The sequence below is a fragment of the Paraburkholderia caledonica NBRC 102488 genome (assembly GCF_000685095.1).
Classification (GTDB): Bacteria; Pseudomonadota; Gammaproteobacteria; order Burkholderiales; family Burkholderiaceae; genus Paraburkholderia; species Paraburkholderia caledonica.
Map to the genome: position 1 here is coordinate 155,026 of NZ_BAYE01000004.1, position 21,392 is coordinate 176,417.

The following is a 21,392-nucleotide window of genomic DNA, read 5'->3' on the forward strand; positions in this document are numbered from 1 at the left end:
TTTTCAGCCCGTTCGACGCCCATCGCTGTTCATGCCTTCCGGTTCAGGCCGGATCAGGCGCACACTCATGATGGCCGTCGCCCGGCCTTTTGCAGAATCGCATGACCGAATTCAAGGACACTCAGCAACAGCTCTCGAAGTTCCGCCTGCGGGTCGCGGCGGCGGGCCTGTTCGTGTTCGTCTGCTTTGGGCTGATCGGCTTTCGCTTCCTGTTCCTGCAGGTGTGGCACTACAGCAAGTACTCGCTGCAAGCCGACGAAAACCGCATTTCCGTCGCGCCAATCGTACCGAACCGCGGCATCATCACTGACCGTAACGGCGTGGTGCTGGCCAAGAACTATTCCGCTTACACGCTCGAAATCACGCCGTCCAAGCTGGGCGCGCCACTCGAAACAGTGATCGACGATCTGGCCTCGGTCGTGTCGATCGACGCACGTGACCGGCGCCGCTTCAAGAAGCTGCAGGAAGACTCGAAAAACTTCGAAAGCCTGCCTATCCGCACCCGTCTGACCGACGACGAAGTCGCGCGCTTCACCGCACAGCGCTTCCGTTTTCCGGGCGTGGAAGTGCGCGCCCGCCTGTTCCGCCAATATCCGCTCGGGCCGACAGCGGCGCACGTGATCGGCTACATTGGCCGCATCTCGCAGCGCGACCAGGATCGTATCGACGACGCCAGCGATCAGAACGACAGCGATCCGGAACACTACGATCCGCGTCTGGACGCAAACAACTACAAGGGCACTGACTACATCGGCAAGATCGGTGTCGAGCAAAGTTACGAGACCGAGTTGCACGGCCAGACAGGTTTCGAGGAAGTCGAAGTCACCGCCGGCGGCCGGCCTGTGCGGACGATGTCGCGCACGCAGGCAACGCCGGGCAACAACCTTGTGCTGTCGCTCGACATTGGCTTGCAGCAGGTTGCCGAGCAGGCGTTCGCGGGCCGCCGCGGCGCGCTCGTCGCTATCGAGCCGGCCACCGGCGACGTCCTCGCGTTCGTCTCCGCGCCGAGCTTCGACCCGAACTCTTTCGTCGACGGCATCGACCAGCAGACCTGGGACGAACTCAACAACTCGCCCGACCATCCGCTGCTGAACCGGCCGCTGCACGGCACTTATCCGCCAGGTTCGACGTATAAGCCGTTCATGGCCCTCGCCGCGCTATCGCTGCACAAGCGCACGCCGGGTTGGGGTTTCCAGGACCCCGGCTCCTACACTTTCGGCGGTCACACCTTCCGCAACGACGTGCGCTCAGGTCAAGGTTGGGTCGACATGAACCGCGCCATCGTCGTGTCGAACGACACTTACTTCTACATGCTCGCTCACGATCTGGGCGTAAACGCCATTGCCGGTTTCATGAAACCGTGGGGTTTCGGCCAGATCACGGGAATCGACATTTCGGGGGAGGCGCGCGGCATCCTGCCTTCGACGGAATGGAAGCGCAAGGCCTACCGCAAGCCCGAGCAACAACGCTGGTACGAAGGCGAAACGATCAGCCTCGGCATCGGCCAGGGCTACAACTCGTTCACCATTCTGCAACTCGCGCACGCCACGGCCACGCTCGCCAACAACGGCGTCGTGATGAAGCCGCACCTCGTGCGCGACATCGAAAATCCGATCACCAAGGGCACGCGCCCCGTCGTGCGCGATCCGAGCGACAAAATCGCGGTGAAGCAGTCCGACATCGACATCATCAAACGCGCGATGGAAGGCGTCATAACGAACGGCACGGCGTCCAAGCTGTTCATCGGCGCGCCGTATGTCGCCGCGGGCAAGACCGGCACCGCGCAGGTGTATTCGCTGCAAGGCGCGAACTACAAGGGCCATGCGATTGCGGAGCACTTGCGCGATCACGCGCTTTTCATCGCTTTCGCACCGGCGGAGCAACCGAAGATCGCGCTCGCCCTGATCGTGGAGAACGGCGGCTGGGGCGCCGAGGCGGCCGGCCCGATCGCGCGTAAGGTGCTCGACTACTACCTCGTCGGCAAGAATAAGCCGGGCGCGGAGGCAGCGGCAGTTGCGGCGGCAGCGTCGGCGACCGAGGACGCGTCCGCGCCGGAAGTCGGCGGTGCGCCGGCGCCGCAGGAAGCCGAGCAGCCGGTCAGGATCGCCGCGGGCTTCACCGCGCTGCCGATGCCCGGAGCGGCGTCCGCCGCGGCTGCTGCGTCGGCTGCCGCCGCGGCCGCAGCGGCGAACGGGGCATCGGGCGCAAGTGCTGCGTCTGGGGCGGCTGCAGCGTCTGCCGTCATGCCGACATCGAAGTTGTCCGCATCGACGGCGGCGACCGCGAGCACACCAAAGCTACCGGCCTCGGCCACTGCGGGCACACCCGCGTCGGCAGCAAAGGGTTCCGCGCCCCGCAAATCGGGGGCCCCGCGTCAACCGCGACCGGCGAGCGAGCCGGCACCAGTCGCCGCGCGCTCCGGAACCAGCACGATGCGCGATCCATCGCGCAATGACAGCACTCAAGCCACCTCGCCACGCCAGCCGGTTACCGGCGGCATCGACGAGTAAGGAGAAAGGCATGCAATTCGACAAGCGCGCCTGGATCGACCGCATCAAGCGGATGTTCGCAGGCTTCGACCGCCCGCTCGCACTGGTGGTGTTTCTGCTGCTGTGCGTGGGGATCGTTACTTTGTACAGCGCGAGTCTCGACGTACCGGGCCGCGTGGAGGACCAGTTGCGCAACATCATGCTGACGTTCGTGCTGATGTGGGCGCTCGCCAACGTTCCGCCCACCACGCTGATGCGCTTCGCGGTCCCGCTTTATACATTCGGGATCGCGCTACTGGTTGCCGTGGCGCTCTTCGGCCTCACGCGCAAGGGCGCGAAGCGCTGGATCAATGTCGGCGTGGTGATTCAGCCGTCGGAGATCATGAAGATCGCGACTCCGTTGATGCTCGCCTGGTACTATCAGCGGCGCGAAGGCGTGATGCGCTGGTACGACTTTCTGGTCGGACTGGTGATCCTTGCCGTGCCCGTGGGCTTGATCGCTAAACAGCCCGACCTGGGCACCGCCGTGCTCGTTTTCGCAGCCGGCTTCTTCGTCATTTACTTTGCGGGTTTGAGCTTCAAACTGATCGTTCCGGTGTTGATTGCCGGCGTGATCGCGGTCGGCTCGATTGCGGCGTTTCAGGACAAGATCTGCCAGCCGGAAGTGCAGTGGCCGCTCATGCACGACTATCAGAAGCACCGCATCTGTACGCTGCTCGACCCGACTTCCGATCCGCTCGGCAAGGGCTTCCACACCATTCAGGCGGTGATCGCGATCGGCTCCGGCGGCCCGCTCGGCAAGGGCTGGCTGAAGGGCACACAGGCGCATCTGGAGTTTATCCCCGAGAAACACACTGACTTCATCTTCGCCGTGTTCTCGGAAGAATTCGGGCTCGCGGGCGGCGTCGTGCTACTCACGCTGTACATGTTGCTGATCGCTCGCGGGTTGTATATCGCCGCCAACGGCGCGACGCTATTCGGACGCCTGCTTGCAGGATCTTTGACAATGGCCTTCTTCACCTACGCGTTCGTCAATATCGGTATGGTGAGCGGCATCTTGCCGGTGGTCGGCGTGCCGCTGCCATTCATGAGTTACGGCGGCACCGCGCTGACGACGCTTGGCGTCGCCATCGGCCTGATCATGAGCGTTGCGCGACAGAAGCGGTTGATGCAGAGCTAGCCGGTGGGCTGATGGAAAGAAGTGGCTTCGTTTAGCAGCAAGACAAACGGCAAAGAGGACTCCAAGCAAGCCGGACCGCAAGTCGGAAAACAGAAAGGGCGCATCGCCAGATGCGCCCTTTCTCGTTATTGCGGTTTAACTTCCTTGTGGTCCCGCAGCTGCGCGCTCAGTTGCTGATACTTCAAGCGCGCCGCCGGATCGCCTTGCGCGGCCGCAGCCGCGTAGTAAGCCCGCGCCACGTTGAGGTTTTTGTCGACGCCGTCGCCGCCGCGTTCGTAGAAGGAGCCTGTCACGTACTGCGCGGTCATATCGCCGCCCTCGGCAGCCTTCTTGTACCAGACGAACGCCTGCTGGTTGTCCCGATCGGTGCCCCGCCCATCGAGGAACTGATTAGCGAGCGCAAGCTCGGCCTGCACGTGCCCTTGCTGCGCGGCTTTTAGAAACCAGCGGTGCGCCTCGACCGGATCGCGGCCGACAAACTCGCCATCGTCATACATCTTGCCGTACACATATTGCGCGTGCGACATGTTCGCGTCGGCGGCCTTGCGCAGCCACTTCTTGCCTTCGTCGACGTTGACCGCGGTGCCTTCTCCATTGAGCAGCATCATCGCGTAATTGAACTGCGCAAGCCGGCTGCCGCGCTCGGCGGCCTTGCGGAACTCTGCAAGCGCTGCACCGAAATTGCCGGCGTTGTAGTCGGCGACCGCGGTTTGCGTCTCCGGATCGTTCGGCTTCGCGAGGCGATCCTGCGCATGCGCTGCGACGCCCGTGGTCAACGCCGCCGTAATCAACATGCGCGCGACAACGCCTTGCACCATCCACTTCATGACCTCACCTCCTGCAGCGCCTGGCGGGTTGCGCGCAACATCCACATGACGTCGGCGGCCAGAGCGATAAAACGAAAACCGGCATCGCGATGCTGCCTTGCGCTCGCGACGTCCATCGAAAAAATGCCAGCGGCAATGCCCGCCTTGTCCGCGGCGCTGACAATGCGCGCCATGGCCGCTTGCACATCGGCGTGTTTCGAATCGCCGAGATGACCGAGGCTCGCGGCGAGATCGGCGGGTCCGACAAACAGGCAATCGACGCCCGGCGTCGCTGCAATCTTGTCGACCTCGTCGAGGGCGCGCGCCGACTCGATCTGCACAATGGTCGCGATTTGCGCGTTGGCCGTTTGCACGTAATCGCGCCGCATGCCGTAGGCGGCGGCCCGCACGACGCCAGCGACGCCGCGCAGACCATCGAGCGCCTCGGCGCTCGGATATTGCGTCAGGCGCACCGCATGGGTAGCTTCTTCAGCGGAGTCGATATTGGGGAACATCAGCGTGCGTGCGCCAGCGTCCATCACGCGCTTGACGAGCCAGCCCTCGCTCGCCGGTACGCGCACCACCGGTTCGCTCGGCAGATGCGCGGCGGCAATCGCACGCAGTTGCGAAGTCACGTCGCCGCTGTCGTTGGGCGCGTGCTCCATGTCGATCAGCAGCCAGTCGAAGCCGGCGTGAGCGAGTGCCTCAGCGGCGGAATCGCTGCCGAGCGACAGCCATAGGCCGAACAGCGGATCGACTTCTTTAAGACGTTGCTTGAGGGGATTGGTAAAGGTGCTCATCGCCACACTCCGTGACGATGAGCAGCTTCATTGCCTGACACGAGGGGAAGCGTGCTCGTCAGGCGAGCCCGGCGACGAGCCAGGCTCGAACGCGGACGGCCCGTTTGGCTGCTGCGATGCATTGCGGTGACCGGCATGTCTCCCTCCGTGTGGTTATCGGAGCGATCATACCGTGACAATAACGCGGCGGTTGGCCCGCGTAACGCGTGTGAGGATCAGTCGCGAACCACGTCGGCCCAACAATTCGGCGTCTCGTACAGACGCAGCTTGTGCAGGCGCAGATTCACGCCATAGTGCGCATCATAAACGTTCGCGAGAATGTCGAACGCTACAGCCGCGAGGTTTTCCACGGTCGGAATGCGGTCTAGCACCACGGTCTTGTGGCCAGCCATTGTTTCGAGGAAGCCGCGCACCTGCGTGTCGCCTTCGTAGACGAGGAACGCGTGATCCCACTTGTCGACGAGATGTTCGACGGCGAGCGACTTGACGTCGGCGAAGTCCATCACCATGCCGCGGTCGGGCGCGCCCTCCGTGTCGACCAGATCGCCTTGCAGCGTGATTTCGATCACATAGCGATGGCCGTGCAGATTACGGCACTGGCTGCGGTGATCGGGAATGCGGTGACCCGCGTCGAATTCGAGTTTTCGTGTAATCGTCAGCACGGCAAATCAGGGAATATTCAGATACTTGTGGGTCTGCATCGACAGGCGCCATTGCGGATGGCGTTTGCACCAGTCGATCGCGAGCTTGGTGTTGATGTCGCGCGACGGGCCGTCCATTGGCTGGACGAGGAAATACTCGAAGTCGAGCTTCGCATAGTCGGACAGGCGCTGGTTGTCCTGCGGAATCACGACCTTCAGTTCGTTGCCCTTCGTGACGACGAGAGGCGCGTCGGCCTTCGGGCTTACGCAGATCCAGTCGATCGTTTCGAGCACCGGCAACGAGCCGTTGGTTTCGATCGCGATTTCAAATCCGGCCGCGTGCAGCGCGTCTACCAACGGCTGGTCGATCTGCAACATCGGCTCGCCGCCCGTGCACACGACAAAGCGTTGAGCCTCGCCTTCGGGCCATTGCGATGCGATCATTCGCACGAGATCTTCGGCCGTGCGGTACTTGCCGCCGTTCTCACCGTCCGTGCCTACGAAGTCCGTGTCGCAGAACCGGCAGACGGCTTCGGCGCGGTCTTCCTCGCGGCCCGACCACAGATTGCAGCCGGCGAAGCGGCAAAACACAGCCGGACGCCCGGCATTCGCGCCCTCGCCTTGCAACGTATAGAAGATTTCCTTGACCGCGTACGTCATGCTGCCTTCTGCCTAGATTTATCTTGTGTACCTAAAAACGACTGCCGGAGCCTCGCTGTGGCGAGGCCTTCTCAAACCGGTTCGGTTACCTTTTCACCGGCGAGATAGGCTTCGTAACCACGCTTGCGCAAGCGGCAGGCCGGGCATTCGCCACAGCCGAAGCCCCATGCGTGCAATTCCGCGCGCTCGCCGACATAACAGGTATGCGTCTCTATGCGCACCAGTTCCACCAACTCGTCGCCACCTAGCTCATGCGCAAGGCGCCACGTGTCCGCCTTGTCGAGCCACATCAACGGAGTTTCGAGCAGGAGGCGCGTGTCCATGCCGAGATTCAGCGCGACCTGCAAAGCCTTCATGGTGTCGTCCCGGCAATCGGGATAGCCCGAAAAATCCGTCTCGCACATTCCGCCGACCAACACCTGCAAACCACGCCGATAAGCGATGGCCGCCGCGATCGTCATGAACATCAGATTGCGGCCGGGCACGAACGTATTCGGCAAACCGTTGGCCGTCGCCTCGATTTCGATCTCGCGCGTCATGGCCGTGTCGCTGATTGCGCCGAGCACGGACAGATCGATCATGTGATCGTCGCCGAGGCGCTCGCTCCACGCCGGGAACGTACGCACTACTGCATTGCGGAAGCCTTCGCGGCATTCGAGTTCGACGCGGTGCCGCTGACCATAGTCGAAGCCGAGCGTCTCAACCGTTTCATAACGTTCAAGTGCCCATGCGAGGCACGTGGCCGAATCCTGGCCGCCGGAAAACAGCACCAGAGCGCTACGTTTAGCGTCTTTGCGGATCACCGTGAAACTCCGTGAATGATGAGTGCCGCGTCGCGCTGCGTGAGGTGTGCCATGCAAACAACGCGGCGCGACGCGAGCCGGCACTGCTGCCGGCCCAAAGCAGTATAGGCCGCGCCTTCGGCCTGCAAAGTCGCTGGGCGCTTATACCGTTGATCGTCGGGCGAGGGGTTCGGTGCGGATCGCGGCTCGGCCGCGGACCCTTGAACGAATTCGGCGGGCGACGCACTCGCATGCAAGTGCTTGAACTGGCGCGATTTTATCACGCGATGCCGAACCTCGCCCGGCGCGCCCCGACGTACTACCGGCGAGCACCGAAGCAACGAAAGCTCACCGCAAAAGGAAAAGCCCCAGGAATCTTGCGATTTCCTGGGGCTGAATCCTGGTGGCCTGGGACGGAATCGAACCATCGACACGCGGATTTTCAATCCGCTGCTCTACCAACTGAGCTACCGGGCCAACGAAGAACGAAATGATATCAAAGGGTCATTCGCTGGGCAAGCCCCTTCCCGAAAAAATGTGGGGAGGTGAAATCCGCGCGCGTAACGCGGCGCTCACTCGCCTTTGTTCTTCCCGAGATCGACGCCGAGCTGTTTGAGCTTGCGATACAAGTGCGTGCGCTCCAAACCCGTCTTTTCCGCAACACGCGTCATGCTGCCGTTCTCGCGCGCGAGGTGATACTCGAAGTACGCGCGCTCGAATGCATCGCGCGCATCGCGCAGCGGGATGTCGAACGAGATGGATGCCGTTTGCGCCGCGAGCACGCCGCTGCCCAAGCCGTCGGCTGAGGAGAGCATTGGCAATGCCGCCGCCGAAGCCACCGCCGAAGAATTCATCGGCGACGTCAATTTGGCGGCGGTGCCGCCCGGCGCAACTGCCGCAGTGCCACGAGCAAGGCCTTGCTCCACAGCCTTCAGCAACTTCTGTAACGCGATCGGCTTCTCGAGAAAATTCAGCGCGCCGATCTTCGTCGCTTCGACTGCGGTGTCGATCGTCGCGTGGCCTGACATCATGATCACCGGCATCGTGAGCTGCCCTTGCGCAGCCCATTCCTTGAGCAGCGTTACGCCGTCGGTATCGGGCATCCAGATGTCGAGCAGCACCAGGTCCGGCGCCTGACGCAAACGGAATTCGCGCGCCTGCTGCGCGTTTTCCGCCGCCTCCACGACATGCCCCTCGTCGCTCAGGATCTCCGAGAGCAATTCCCGGATGCCCATTTCATCATCTACCACCAGGATGGTTGCCATTTACGCTGCCTTTGTCTGCACTGTTGCTTTTGTCTTTCCCTGCGACGTACTGCCGTGCGCAGGACGCGGTCCCGCTTCGGGAGCCGCGGCGTCGTCTGCCAGTTGAAGGAAGAGAATCGAAATTTGCGCGCCTTCGATGACATCGCCCGCTTTCAGGCGGTTTCGAATGTCGATGCGCGCGCCATGTTCGTCGACGATCTTCTTGACCATCGCAAGACCCAGGCCCGTGCCTTTCGCCTTGGTCGTGACGTAAGGCTCGAATGCACGGGTGAGGATACGCGTTGGGAAGCCCGGTCCGTTATCCGACACTGTCAGACGTACCGCGACGCGTGCCTTGCCTTCCGCGTCGGGGTCTCCGTATTCTACTGTCCTCGTCTCGAGCACCACACGCGGGCGCTCGATCTCTGCCACCGCGTCCTGCGCATTCTGCAGCAGATTGTGAATCACCTGGCGCAATTGCGTTGCGTCGCCACGAATCGCGGGCAGCGCGGAGAGTTCGACATGGATCGCGCCCTTGCCTTCCTCGATGCCATACAGCGTCAGCACTTCGGTCACGAGATCGTTTAATTGCAGATGCGCCAGCACGGCAGGAGGCGTGCGTGCGTAGTCCCGGAAATTGTCGACCATCTGCTTCATCGCGGCGACCTGGTTCACGATTGTGGTCGCGCCGCGCTTGAGAACATCTGCGTCGGACGGCGACAGCTTGTCGGCGAGCTTCATCTGCAGACGTTCGGCCGAGAGTTGAATCGGCGTAAGCGGATTTTTGATCTCATGCGCGAGCCGCCGCGCGACCTCGCCCCATGCAATGGAACGCTGCGCGGAAATGACGTCCGAGATGTCGTCGAATACCACGACATAGCCCGACGTCTGCATGTCCTGAGCGTCGCGATCGGTCGCCGACACGAGGCGCGCACCGCGCACGAGTAATGTGAGGGGCTCGCTTTCGCCGGCCACCTGAACCGAGAACTGCTGCTGCCAGTGGCCGCCGTCGTCGTGACCGTCGCCGCTTGCCGCTTCGCGATCGGCAAACGCCTTGCGCACCATGCCGCCGAATTCGCTCAGCACGCCGATCTGTTCGAGCGCCGAGCCCAGCACCTCCTGGAACTGCTGACGGAAGATGCGCTCCGCGCCCCGATTCGCGGTGGTGAGCCGGAACTGGCGGTCGAACACGAACACGCCCGCAGTGAGGTTCGCGAGAATACTTTCCAGATACGCTTTCGAATGCTCGAGTGCGATGCGATTGTTCTCGACGGCCGCGCGGGCCTCGGACAATTGCCGCGTCATTGCGTTGAACGACTGCGTGAGAAAGCCAAGTTCGTCACGCGATTTGATTTCCCGCTTCGGCGTGTAGTCACCCTCGGTGATTTCCTTCGTGCCCTGCGCGAGCAGGAACAGCGGCCGCGCGAGCTGGTTGCCGAGCGCGAGCGCGAGCATCATCGCAATGAACGTGGCGAGAAAGAGCGCGAGCGTCAGCGTACCGATATACATCTTGCGCAAGCCGGTTCGTCCGAGCGCCTTCTCCTGATACTCGCGATACGCGCGCTGCACAGCATCGGCGTTGCGGGCGAGCGATTGCGACACTGGCTGCGTGAGTTGCAGGAAGCGTTCAGTGGGCTGCAACAGCGCCGCATTCGAGTCGGGAATACGCTGCACGACACGCAGTCGCAGCGCGCCCTTGCTGCCGTGAGCGCGAGGATCGCCGTCGACTTCGCCTTCTATTGCCGCGTAGCCGCGTCCGCGCGCCTGATCGAGCATCAGCGGCGTAGGCAAATCGTTCGGCACGAGCGACGCGTAATTGCTGGATGCCTGCGCGACGACATGCATGTCGGGCGTTGCGCCGGACATGCTGCGCGTGGGCTCGACGATCGTCGCGTCCTGCACGCCGAACTGGTCGCGCAGACGCAGCAGCGTGAGCGTCGTACCAGCGGCGTCCGCGCTCGCGAGCTGCTCGGACATCAGCCGGCCCTTGGTTTGCAGATCGGACAGCGACGCGTCGAGCATGCCGCGCCCAAGGTTCAGACCGGAGGTGAGCGCGGTTTCGACATTCACGTCGAACCACGACTCGATACTGCGCGACACGAACTGATACGAGACGACATAAATGATGCCGCCCGGCACCACGCCGACCAGCGCCATGAAGAACGCGAGTTTTGCGAGAAGCCGCGTGCCGAACTTACCCTTTCGTAATCGCGCAATGATGATGATGACGAGCGTCGCCACCACCAGCAGAAAGATCATCGCGACCACGAGATTCGCGGCGTAAAGCCACTGGTAATAGCGGTCGAAAAATTCGGTGTTTGCGCTTGCCGCGGCGAGCAGCACGAGCAGCAATACAGCCGTCACGGCGACCGTGGAAACCAGCACGCGCACGACGATGCTGCTGACACTGGTGGCGGAGCGCACTTTATTTAGCACGTTCGGTCACCGTAAAAGTAAAGCGCTTCCATTCGGAAGCGAGATTCCAGTCGCGGTTGTTGACCGCGTCGATCTGGAACGGCTTGGGCATCAGTGCGATGTCGAGTTGCATGCGCACGGACGCGTTGTACGTCTCGCCGGCATGCACTTCGCTGCGGTCGATCACGTGCCACGACGTCACGTGCTTGATGACCGCGAGCGCATCTTTAAGCGTGGTGAAGCCGAGTTGCAAACCGCCCGATGACACGCTGGACACGCGATATTCGCGCGTGAGCGGCTGAAACGACAGGCGAAGGCTTTGCGACACGTTCACCGGCTGCTCGTCGAACCAGTACCAGCGCGGCCGGCTCAACTCGAAGTCGGTGGTGAAGTACAGCGGGATACCTTTATTCACGGCGTCTTCGAGATTGCTGTTCAACTCGAAGTCGAAACGCGCGTCCAGGCTCCAACCGGTGTTGTCGGCTTGCAGCGAAGCGCGCTGCACGGCAATCGAGTCGGCGTACGCCGCGCCGGGCGCGACAAGCCAGACGGCCAGCGCGACCCAAAGCACGGCAGCGAGCCGAAGCGGGAAGAAGCGTTTGATGGTCACCGTTTCTGAAAGCGCGCGTAGAAAAATCCGTCGTGGTCTGAGTTCGCGCCGGCGCTGATGTCAGCGAATTCTCCGGCATGGGAACCGGCCGATGTGTCGGCGGGCGCGCGGGCGACCGTAGGTAAAAGTTGCCCCGGCGCGTCCAATCGTACCGCATCCTGGTGCTTGTTTCCAAACCACTGCGCCTGCAACTCGCCTTCTTCGGGAAAGATCGAGCACGTAACGTAGAGCAATTCACCGCCTGGCTTCACGAGCGGCCACAGCGCGTCGAGAATGCGCCGCTGTTCGTCGACAAGCGCGGGAATATCGGAGGCGCGGCGCAACCAGCGAATATCCGGATGACGCCGCACGATGCCCGACGCCGAGCACGGCACGTCGGCGAGAATGCGGTCGAACGGCTGATCGATGTCGTCATGCCATTTCGACGGCGTGCCCGCGTCGCCAATACGCACTTCCGCCTGGAGCTTCAGGCGCTGCAAGTTTTCGCCGATGCGCCGCGCGCGCGTCGCATCGCTTTCGAGCGCGACCAGTTGCAGGTTCGCCAGTTCCAGCAGATGCCCGGTCTTGCCGCCGGGCGCCGCGCAGGCGTCGAGCACGCGCATGCCGTCACGCACGCCGAGCAGTTGCGCGGCGAGCTGAGCGCCTGCGTCCTGCACCGAGACCACGCCTTCGCTAAAGCCGGGAATGCGGTCGACGGGCATGGGCGTGGCGAGCTTCACCGCGTATTCGCCAGCTTTGCTCGCGGCAATGTGATGCTGCTCGAGAACCTGCAGATAGGCATCAACCGTTGAATGACGGGCGTTCACACGCAGCGTCAACGGACCTTGCGTGTTACCGGCCGCGAGCACCTCCTGCCACGCGTCGGGCCATGCGCGTCTTACCGCGTCGATCCACCATGACGGGGAGTTCCAGCGCGCGACTTCATCGGTCTGCGCCGCTTCGAGCAGCGCCTCGCGTTCGCGCAGGAAGTTGCGCAGCACGGCGTTGACAAGCCCCTTGGCGAACGAAAATTCGCGACGCGCCGAGATCGCGCTCACTGCCTGATCGACCACCGTGAACGGCGTGTAAGCTGCGCTGGCTTCGTCGTCGATCAGAAGCGCGATCGCGCAGGCAAGCACATGACCGACGTGCGGCGGCGGCGCCTTTTTGACGAGCTTTGCGATCAACCATTCGGCAGTCCCGAGACGGCGCATCGTGCGATAGGCGATGTCCTGCACCGCGCCGCGCGCAGCAGCGGCACTACCCTCGGGCGCAGACACGAAAACAGATTGCAGCGCGGCCGGCAAAGCCGCCCCGAGACGGACGGCGCCCACCGCTTGCGCTGCGCAGTCGAGTGCAAAGCCGAGCGATTCCGGCGCGAGATGCAGCACGGACAAACGGGATTCGCGCGGACGCGCCGACGAAGAAGCAGAACGCGAAGAAGGCTTTAGATTCATGGGAAGGCAAAGGCAGGCCGTGCGGTACGCGCGACACAATGAACACACATTGTAGCGTGGCGCGGCTAACGGACGCGGCACCAGCCCCTGCACCGGGGCGCCAGCGGAAACGCGCGCTGATGTCAAATAAAAAGGCGAGTCAGAAGACTCGCCTTTGGTCATGCAATGCGCATACGCGTTATTCAAAGCGCCCGGTTCGGGCCATTTCCATCAAACGCGCGATGCGCTCTTCTGTGGCCGGGTGCGTTGAAAACAGATTCGCGATGCCGCCGCCCGCCAGCGGGTTCATGATCATCATCTGCGCAGTGGCCGGATGCTGCTCGGCTGCCGGAAACGGAATGCCGCTCGCATAGCGATGAATCTTGTCGAGCGCCGAAGCCAGCGCTTGCGGGTCGCCGGAAATCTGCGCGCCGCCACGATCCGCTTCGAATTCGCGCGCACGCGAGATCGCCATCTGGATCAGCGCACCGGCAATAGGCGCGAGGAGCGCGACCGCGATGCTGGCGATCGGGTTCGTGGGACGCCCGTTTTCGTCGCGCCCGCCGAAGAACATGGCGAAGTTCGCGAGCGCGGAAATCGCGCCGGCCATAGTGGCCGAAACTGTCGAAATCAGAATGTCGCGGTGCTTCACGTGCGCCAGTTCGTGTGCCATCACGCCGCGCATTTCGCGCTCGGACAGCACGCGCAGAATGCCGGTGGTCGCGGCAACCGCTGCATGCTCCGGATTGCGGCCGGTGGCGAACGCATTAGGCGCGTCTTCGTTGATCAGATACACGCGCGGCATCGGCAAGCCGGCGCGCGTGGAAAGCTCGCGCACCATGCGGTAGAACTGCGGCGCGCTGGTTTCGTCGACTTCCTGCGCGTTGTACATGCGCAGCACCATCTTGTCCGAGAACCAGTACGAAAAGAAATTCATGCCGAGAGCGATGACGAGCGCGATCGTCATGCCGCGCGAGCCGCCTATCACTCCGCCGATCACGATGAAAAGGGCCGTGATCGCGGCCATCAACATCGCGGTTTTGACCCAATTGAACATGTCTGCAACTCCTTGCCCTAACGCGGGGTTCATTTCCACGCCGCATCGTCGCGGCGCCTGATTGTAAGCTAACTGTTAGATATAGGCGCACGCGGAAAATTCAATCATCTCGATGCGGTGGCGAGCTTGATTCCCAGGCCGACAAAGGCGCTGCCTACGCCGCGGTCCAGCCACTTCTTCACCGACGGCTTGCCGGAGAAACGCCGGGTCACACTGCCGGCGATCCACGCGACAAAACTGTTCCACAGCATGCTCATCACGACGAATACGGCGCCGAGCGTGAGAAATGCGAGCGCCTTGTGATCCGTGCCGGCGGTAACGAACTGCGGAAAGAAAGAGACGAAGAAAAGCACGACCTTGGGGTTCAGTACGTTTGTCCAGAAGCCTTGCAGGAACAGCTGGCGCAGCGACTTGGGAGCGCCCGCCCCGCGCGCTTCGCCGCGGGCCTGGTCTTCGGCAGGTTTCGCGAAGATAAGGCGCACTCCGAGATAAATCAGATAAATCGCACCGACAAACTTGATGACGGTGAACGCCGTGGCCGACGCGGCGAGCAGCGCGGTCAAGCCGAACGCACAGGCTAGCGAATGAACGCAGCACCCGGCCGAAATTCCCAGCGCGGACATAAGCCCCGCGCCGCGGCCCTGCGCGACGCTACGCCCGACGATATAAGCCGTGTCAGGCCCCGGCGTCACGTTCAGCAGAAAGACCGCGACGACGAAGAATTCGAAATGGGTGATGCCGAACATAAGGATCCTCGGAACATGAGCGTTTGCATGGAGGATTTTAACGCGCGGCGACTGTCGGGCGGGGCCCTTGAGCTTGGCCAAACGGACGATGTTCAGGCGCCGCCGACTGGTGCTACTTTGCTCCGGGAAGCTGGAAACGCTGCCCCGCAACCAGCGCAAAGCCGGCGAGGAATTCGCGTACCGGCAGACGTTTGCCGCCGGGCTTCTGCAATTGCGTGAGACGCAGCGCGCCGTCGCCGCAGGTCACGACGACCCCTTCGGGCGAAACGCTGGCGATCGTGCCGGGCGCATCCCCGCCTTGCGTGGGTTCGGGAGCCGCCGCCCAGATCTTGATCGACGTGCCGTCATCGAGCGTCGCCACACTGCCCGGAAACGGATCGAACGCGCGCACCTGGCGGGCGAGCACCGAAGCCGGGCGACGCCAGTCGAGCGCAGCCTCGTGCTTGCCGATCTTTTCGGCGTAAGTCACGCCCTCAGCGGGTTGCGGCGTCGAGGTCAGCTTGCCATGGCGCTCGAGTTCGACGAGCGCCGCGACGATCAGCTTCGCGCCCTGTTCGGCGAGGCGATCGTGCAACGTGGCGGTGGTTTCGTTCGCGGAAATCGGTGTGCGTATCTCGGAGATCATGGCGCCGGTGTCGAGACCGGCATCCATTTGCATCAGCGTGATGCCGGTTTCAGCGTCGCCCGCTTCGATCGCGCGATGGATCGGCGCGGCGCCGCGCCAACGCGGCAACAGCGACGCGTGAATGTTGATGCAGCCAAGCGGCGCGATATCGAGCACTTCCTGCGGCAGGATCAGGCCGTAGGCTGCAACCACCATCACGTCGTGCGGCGTGGCGCGCAGGAGGTTGATGGCGGCTTCGGACTCGGCCGGGTATTTCCCCTCCCGGCGCAGCGAAGGCGGTTGCGCGATGGCCAGCCCATGTTCTTCGGCGTAGCGCTTGACCGGGCTCGCCTGAAGTTTCATGCCGCGCCCGGCCGGGCGGTCGGGCTGCGTCAGCACGAGCGGCACCGGAAAACCGGCGTCGTGGATTGCGGCCAGCGCGGCCGACGCAAATTCCGGCGTACCGGCAAAGACAACGCGCAACGAATGGCTCATGAGCAGGGGCGGAAGCAGGGAGCGGAATGAACGCGCATTACATTGCGTGGGCGAGCTTTTTCATCTTGCTCTTGATGCGCGTCTGCTTCAGCGGCGACAAATACTCGACGAACACGCGGCCCATCAGGTGATCCATTTCGTGCTGGATGCACACGGCGAGCAAACCCTCACAGTCCATTTCGAAGGTCTCGCCCCTTTCGTTCAGGGCCCGCACGCGCACTTTCTCGGCGCGCTCGACGTTGTCGTAAATGCCCGGCACCGACAGGCAACCTTCTTCTGACAGCTTTTTCTCGTTGCTGGACCAGACAATTTCCGGATTGATGAAGGCGAGCAGTTGATCGTGCGCGTCCGACACGTCGATCACGATCACGCGCTCGTGCACGTCCACCTGGGTGGCCGCAAGGCCAACGCCCGGCGCGGCATACATGGTCTCGGCCATGTCCGCGACGAGACGGCGGATGCGGTCGTTGACCTGTTCGACCGGCTTCGCGACCTTGTGCAGGCGTTTGTCCGGGTAATTGAGAATGTTCAGTAAAGCCATGATTTCGAGTGTGATTTTTTGGGCGCCGTTAGCCGTGTGAGGGCTCATGTTGGCCATTCGGCCAGGTTGTCGGCCCGTCGCAATACGCACACGATAGATGGTATCGAACCGGTTCGATTCAACGCGCCCAGATGCGCCAAACGACGAGCCCGCGCGGGTGGGCGCGGCGCCGCAGTTATTTCGGATGATGAAAATTTTAGCATGGCGCCCGCCTGCCCGCTGGCCCTGCACGAGGATCGCCCCGCAATGCACACCTTGCCTGCAACTCATATCGAACTCGCCGCCTGGCTGCGGCTTTCTCTCGCCACGGGGCTCAATCCCGCGACGCTGCGCCTCCTGCTGACCGCCTTCGGGCTGCCCGAAGCAATTCTCCAGCAGGACCATGAAACGCTCGCCGCGATCGCCGGCGAGGCTGCGGCACGCGCCGCCTTGGCTCCCACCGGTCCCGAATTCGATGCTCAGCTCGACGCGGTAATCGCATGGCGCGAGCTGCCGGGCAACCATCTGGTCACGCTCGACGACCCGGCCTATCCACCGGCGCTCCTCACCATGCCCGATCCACCTCCGTTGCTATATATAAAGGGCCGGCTGGACCTGTTGCATACACGAGCCGTCGCGCTGGTGGGCAGCCGCAGCGCCACGCCGCAAGGCATGGTAGACGCCGAACGGTTCGCGCGGACGTTTGCGGCGGCGGGCGTCACTGTCGTGTCGGGCCTCGCCCAGGGCATCGACGGTGCGGCTCATCGGGGCGCGCTCGAAGGCGTCGGCAGCACGGTCGCCGTAATCGGCACCGGCGCCGATCTCGTCTATCCGGCTGCGCACCACGCTCTCGCCCGGCAAATCGCGATGCAAGGCGCCATTCTGTCGGAATGGCCGCTCGGCACGCCCGCACGCGCCGCCAACTTTCCGCAGCGCAACCGGCTGATCGCGGGGCTTGTCAGCGGAGTGCTGATCGTGGAGGCGGCCATGCGTTCAGGCTCGCTCATCACGGCGCGCCTCGCGAACGAAATGGGCCGCGATATCTTCGCGCTGCCGGGCTCGATCCACGCGCCGCTGTCGCGCGGATGCCATCGCATGATCAAGCAGGGGGCGAAGCTCGTGGAGACGCCAGACGAGGTTCTGGAGGAATTGGGCTTCGTGATAACCGCGCCAATTCGGGCAAGCGCCCGGCGGGAAAGGGCGGCGACGCAGGCGGCCTGCTCCGCTGCGGCCGACAGTGAGGCAACCGCCCGTGCGCTTAGTGAAGAGTCGACGCCGACGGTGGCACGAGCGCGGGCATCGGACATGACCGGCTGTCGGGACCCGGACGCACAGCGACTGCTCGCCGCCCTCGGCTACGCCCCAACGCCCCTTGAAATACTGGCCACGCGCACCGAAATGGATTACGCCCTTCTACAAACGACGCTGCTGCAGCTGGAACTGGCCGGCGAGGTCAGCGCGCTGCCCGGCGGGCGTTACACCCGCGCGAGCCAAGGCCGGGCCGCCGCGAGCTGCTTTGACCCAGCTTGACCACTCTCCGGGATCGGCCATGCTACATTCGCGCCAAAGCATCCGACAAAGCACCTGAGGAACCACCATGCCCGCGCTGAATCTCGACACCGACCAAGACCGGATCGCCGAGCGCGTCAACGAGCCCGACACGCTGTTCGTTGCCTGCCTGTGTGCGCAATGGTGCGGGACCTGTCGCGAGTATCAGGAGGCGTTCGACAAGCTGGCCGAGCGGCATCCGGAAATCTGTTTCGCATGGATCGACATCGAAACCCATGCTGATCGCTTCGACGATCTCGATGTCGAGAATTTTCCCACCATCCTGATCGAAGACTCAGTAACGACACGATTCTTCGGCACCGTTTTGCCGCAGGCAGCGATCGTGGAGCGGATGTTGTCGGACTTGACCGCTTTGCCGGGCGTGAGCGGCGCGCCGAAATTGCGGCCCGCGCTGACGGTCGCCTGAGAGCGATCGGCGGCCTGTACGCGCCGTTACGGCGTTGGCATTGCGGCCGGCGCGGTGCATGTTGACGCGGCCTGGTCAGTTGCCAGGCGCGCAATTTTGACGGCGCGCTTTTATGGCAGTTGACACGCCGCGTTCGCGCCGTGTGCTATAAAGCGGTCGTTAATGGGTCGCAAGGTCGCAAACGAGGGTCGCGCCAGAAGGGCGCGCTCAAGGCCACCAACCCGGATATACCAACCTCACATCGAGTCATGTCCAAAGCACTGATCATCGCCGAAAAGCCTTCCGTCGCGAACGACATCGCGCGCGCTTTGGGCGGTTTTACCAAGCATGACGAATACTACGAGAGCGACGAGTACGTGCTCTCTTCGGCAGTGGGTCACCTGCTGGAAATCGCCGCGCCTGACGAGTACGAAGTCAAACGCGGCAAGTGGAGCTTCGCCAACCTGCCCGTCATTCCGCCGCATTTCGATCTGAATCCGATCGCCAAGAGCGAGTCGCGCCTGAAGGTGCTGACCAAGCTGCTCAAGCGCAAGGATATCGACCGCCTCATCAACGCATGCGACGCGGGGCGCGAGGGCGAACTGATTTTCCGCCTCATCGCGCAACACGCGAAAGCGAAACAGCCGGTTCAGCGTCTGTGGCTGCAATCCATGACGCCGGCCGCCATCCGCGACGGCTTCGCACGTCTGCGCAGCGACGAAGAAATGCAACCGCTCGCCGACGCCGCACGCTGCCGCTCGGAAGCGGACTGGCTCGTCGGCATCAACGGCACCCGTGCGATGACCGCGTTCAACAGCAAGGGCGGCGGCTTCTTCCTGACCACGGTCGGACGTGTACAAACGCCAACGTTGTCTATCGTCGTCGAACGCGAAGAAAAAATTCGCCGCTTCGTGCCGCGAGACTACTGGGAAGTGAAAGCGGAGTTCGTCTGCGCGGCCGGTTTCTACGAGGGCCGCTGGTTCGACCCGAAGTTCAAGCGCGACGAGTTCGATCCGGAAAAGCGCGACTCGCGTCTGTGGGCGCTGCCCGCGGCCGAGACGATCGTCGCCGCATGTCGCGGCCAGGTCGGTACGGTGAGCGAGGAATCGAAGCCGTCCACGCAGCTGTCGCCGGCGCTCTTCGACCTGACCAGCTTGCAGCGCGAAGCGAACGGCCGCTTTGGCTTCTCGGCCAAGAACACGTTGGGCCTCGCGCAGGCGCTGTACGAAAAGCACAAGGTGCTGACCTATCCGCGAACCGACGCGCGCGCGCTGCCTGAAGACTATATGGATACGGTCAAGCAGACGCTCGGCATGCTCAAGGAGAGCAACAACTATCTGCCGTTTGCCAAGCAGGTGCTCGATAAGGGCTGGGTAAAGCCGAACAAGCGCATCTTCGATAACTCGAAGATCAGCGACCACTTCGCAATCATCCCCACGCTGCAGGCGCCGAAGAATCTGTCAGAGCCGGAACAGAAGCTCTACGATCTGGTGGTGAAGCGCTTCCTGTCGGTGTTCTTCCCGGCAGCGGAATTCAAGGTGACCACCCGCATTACCGAAGTGGTCGGTCATCACTTCAAGACCGAAGGCAAAGTGCTGGTCGAGCCGGGCTGGTTGCAGGTGTACGGTCGCGAAATCAGCGGTGAAGATGCCAACCTCGTGCCGGTGCAGAAGGACGAGAAGGTCAAGACCGACAAGATCGCCGCCCAGCAACTCGTGACGAAACCGCCTGCGCGCTACAACGAAGCCACGTTGCTGTCCGCAATGGAAGGCGCGGGCAAGCTTGTGGAAGACGACGAGTTGCGCGAGGCGATGGCCGCAAAGGGGCTCGGCACGCCGGCCACGCGCGCCGCCATCATTGAAGGTCTGCTTGGTGAGAAGTATCTGATTCGCGAAGGCCGCGATCTGATCCCGACCGCGAAGGCATTCCAGTTGATGACGCTGCTGCGCGGGCTCGGTGTGAAGGAATTGACCGCGCCGGAGCTCACTGGCGAGTGGGAATACAAGCTGTCGCAAATGGAACGCGGCAACCTGCCGCGCGACGCGTTCATGCAGGAAATTGCCCGCATGACGCAGACCATCGTCAAGCGCGCAAAAGAATACGATTCGGACACGATCCCCGGCGATTACGCGACGTTGCAAACGCCGTGTCCGCACTGCGGCGGCCAGGTGAAGGAGAATTACCGTCGCTTCGCGTGCTCGAAGTGCGAATTCTCAATTTCGAAAATCCCCGGCGGCCGCCAGTTCGAGATCGAGGAAGTCGAGGAACTGCTGAAGAACAAGACGATTGGTCCGCTGTCGGGTTTCCGCAGCAAGATGGGCCGTCCGTTCTCGGCGATTCTCAAACTCTCACTCGACGACGAAATCAAGAACTACAAGCTCGAGTTCGACTTTGGTCAGGACGCGGGCGGCGAAGACGGCGAACCGCCAGACTTCTCCGACCAGGAATCGGTAGGCGCATGTCCTAAGTGCAAGGGCCGCGTGTTCGAACACGGCATGAGCTACGTCTGCGAGAACTCGGTCGCGAGCCCGAAAACTTGCGACTTCCGCTCCGGCAAGGTGATCCTGCAGCAGGAGATCGCCCGTGAGCAGATGGCAAAGCTGCTCGAAGAAGGCCGCACCGACCTGCTGACCAACTTCAAGTCGTCGCGCACCGGCCGTAACTTCAAGGCGTTCCTCGTCAAGCAGAACGACGGCAAAATCGGTTTCGAATTCGAGAAGAAAGAGCCTTCGGCCAAGACGGCGGCGAAGACCGCCGCAGCAAAGTCAGCCGCAAAGGCTGGAACAGAGATCGAATCGGACGAAGGCGACGCGACGGTCGCGGTGAAGGCAGCGCCGGCGGCGAAAAAGGCCGCGGCAAAAAAAGCGCCGGCAACCAAAACCGCCGCCGCGAAGAAGGCGCCACCCAAAAAGACGGCGGCTCGAAAGACGGGCTCCTGATCGAGCGGAGCGGCGGGCGTGCACGGCCTCTGCGC

At 62.8% G+C, this 21,392-nt stretch carries 18 protein-coding genes and 1 tRNA gene; 5 read left to right on the forward strand and 14 right to left on the reverse strand.

Translation table 11 applies throughout. The features are described from left to right. Window positions 1-101 precede the first annotated feature (101 nt). Both mrdA and rodA read left to right on the forward strand, forming a co-directional pair. Entirely contained in the window at window positions 102-2,510 is a 2,409-nt protein-coding gene (mrdA, locus tag BCA01S_RS10215; protein ID WP_027776809.1) for a penicillin-binding protein 2, read from the forward strand. Between the two features lie 10 nt (window positions 2,511-2,520). Beyond that, window positions 2,521-3,669 (forward strand): rod shape-determining protein RodA, encoded by a 1,149-nt coding sequence (gene rodA / locus BCA01S_RS10220; protein WP_020067263.1) that lies wholly within the window; start codon window positions 2,521-2,523, stop codon window positions 3,667-3,669. Window positions 3,670-3,794: 125 nt separating this feature from the next. On the opposite strand, the gene BCA01S_RS10225 is transcribed toward rodA, so the two are convergent. From BCA01S_RS10225 to def, 14 genes are all read right to left on the reverse strand, one after another. Next, complete coding sequence (locus BCA01S_RS10225; RefSeq protein WP_020067264.1) at window positions 3,795-4,496, reverse strand: tetratricopeptide repeat protein; 702 nt, start codon at window positions 4,494-4,496, stop codon at window positions 3,795-3,797. Next, the gene (locus tag BCA01S_RS10230; protein ID WP_027776810.1) at window positions 4,493-5,275 is read right to left on the reverse strand and encodes an HpcH/HpaI aldolase family protein; all 783 of its coding nucleotides are present in this window, start codon (window positions 5,273-5,275) and stop codon (window positions 4,493-4,495) included. The genes BCA01S_RS10225 and BCA01S_RS10230 overlap by 4 nt, the downstream gene beginning before the upstream one ends. A gap of 215 nt (window positions 5,276-5,490) precedes the next feature. Continuing rightward, window positions 5,491-5,934 carry a 6-carboxytetrahydropterin synthase QueD gene (gene queD, locus BCA01S_RS10235; RefSeq protein ID WP_027776811.1) on the reverse strand — a complete coding sequence of 148 codons (444 nt, stop codon included), beginning with the start codon at window positions 5,932-5,934 and terminating at the stop codon, window positions 5,491-5,493. A 9-nt stretch (window positions 5,935-5,943) separates the two neighbouring features. Next, entirely contained in the window at window positions 5,944-6,576 is a 633-nt protein-coding gene (gene queE / locus BCA01S_RS10240) for a 7-carboxy-7-deazaguanine synthase (protein WP_027776812.1), read from the reverse strand. A 71-nt stretch (window positions 6,577-6,647) separates the two neighbouring features. Then, complete coding sequence (gene queC / locus BCA01S_RS10245) at window positions 6,648-7,379, reverse strand: 7-cyano-7-deazaguanine synthase QueC (RefSeq protein WP_027776813.1); 732 nt, start codon at window positions 7,377-7,379, stop codon at window positions 6,648-6,650. Between the two features lie 380 nt (window positions 7,380-7,759). After that, window positions 7,760-7,835: transfer RNA gene (locus tag BCA01S_RS10250), tRNA-Phe, on the reverse strand. A 95-nt stretch (window positions 7,836-7,930) separates the two neighbouring features. Continuing rightward, window positions 7,931-8,623, reverse strand: coding sequence for a response regulator transcription factor EsaR (esaR, locus tag BCA01S_RS10255; RefSeq protein ID WP_027776814.1), 693 nt, complete (start codon window positions 8,621-8,623; stop codon window positions 7,931-7,933). Then, window positions 8,624-11,038 carry a sensor histidine kinase gene (locus BCA01S_RS10260; RefSeq protein ID WP_027776815.1) on the reverse strand — a complete coding sequence of 805 codons (2,415 nt, stop codon included), beginning with the start codon at window positions 11,036-11,038 and terminating at the stop codon, window positions 8,624-8,626. It abuts the gene before it with no gap. Beyond that, complete coding sequence (locus BCA01S_RS10265) at window positions 11,028-11,627, reverse strand: DUF4390 domain-containing protein (RefSeq protein WP_027776816.1); 600 nt, start codon at window positions 11,625-11,627, stop codon at window positions 11,028-11,030. Before BCA01S_RS10265 ends, BCA01S_RS10260 begins: the two co-directional genes overlap by 11 nt. Beyond that, a complete protein-coding gene (rsmB, locus tag BCA01S_RS10270) occupies window positions 11,624-13,063 on the reverse strand; it encodes a 16S rRNA (cytosine(967)-C(5))-methyltransferase RsmB (protein ID WP_027776817.1) in 1,440 nt (479 codons plus the stop codon). Before rsmB ends, BCA01S_RS10265 begins: the two co-directional genes overlap by 4 nt. Before the next feature lie 178 nt (window positions 13,064-13,241). After that, entirely contained in the window at window positions 13,242-14,099 is an 858-nt protein-coding gene (gene htpX, locus BCA01S_RS10275; RefSeq protein ID WP_027776818.1) for a zinc metalloprotease HtpX, read from the reverse strand. A 104-nt stretch (window positions 14,100-14,203) separates the two neighbouring features. Next, a complete protein-coding gene (locus BCA01S_RS10280) occupies window positions 14,204-14,845 on the reverse strand; it encodes a LysE family translocator (protein WP_020067275.1) in 642 nt (213 codons plus the stop codon). A gap of 112 nt (window positions 14,846-14,957) precedes the next feature. Further along, window positions 14,958-15,944 (reverse strand): methionyl-tRNA formyltransferase, encoded by a 987-nt coding sequence (fmt, locus tag BCA01S_RS10285; protein ID WP_027776819.1) that lies wholly within the window; start codon window positions 15,942-15,944, stop codon window positions 14,958-14,960. Between the two features lie 37 nt (window positions 15,945-15,981). Beyond that, window positions 15,982-16,485, reverse strand: a complete 504-nt coding sequence (gene def / locus BCA01S_RS10290) for a peptide deformylase (protein ID WP_027776820.1) — start codon at window positions 16,483-16,485, stop codon at window positions 15,982-15,984. Window positions 16,486-16,731: 246 nt separating this feature from the next. Between def and dprA the strand changes: the two genes are divergently transcribed. The 3 genes from dprA (at window position 16,732) to BCA01S_RS10305 (ending at window position 21,357) form a co-directional block, all read left to right on the forward strand. Next, a complete protein-coding gene (gene dprA / locus BCA01S_RS10295; RefSeq protein WP_042318445.1) occupies window positions 16,732-17,994 on the forward strand; it encodes a DNA-processing protein DprA in 1,263 nt (420 codons plus the stop codon). Window positions 17,995-18,061: 67 nt separating this feature from the next. After that, window positions 18,062-18,439, forward strand: a complete 378-nt coding sequence (locus BCA01S_RS10300) for a thioredoxin family protein (RefSeq protein ID WP_020067279.1) — start codon at window positions 18,062-18,064, stop codon at window positions 18,437-18,439. A 248-nt stretch (window positions 18,440-18,687) separates the two neighbouring features. Further along, window positions 18,688-21,357 (forward strand): DNA topoisomerase III, encoded by a 2,670-nt coding sequence (locus BCA01S_RS10305; RefSeq protein ID WP_027776822.1) that lies wholly within the window; start codon window positions 18,688-18,690, stop codon window positions 21,355-21,357. Window positions 21,358-21,392: the final 35 nt, after the last annotated feature.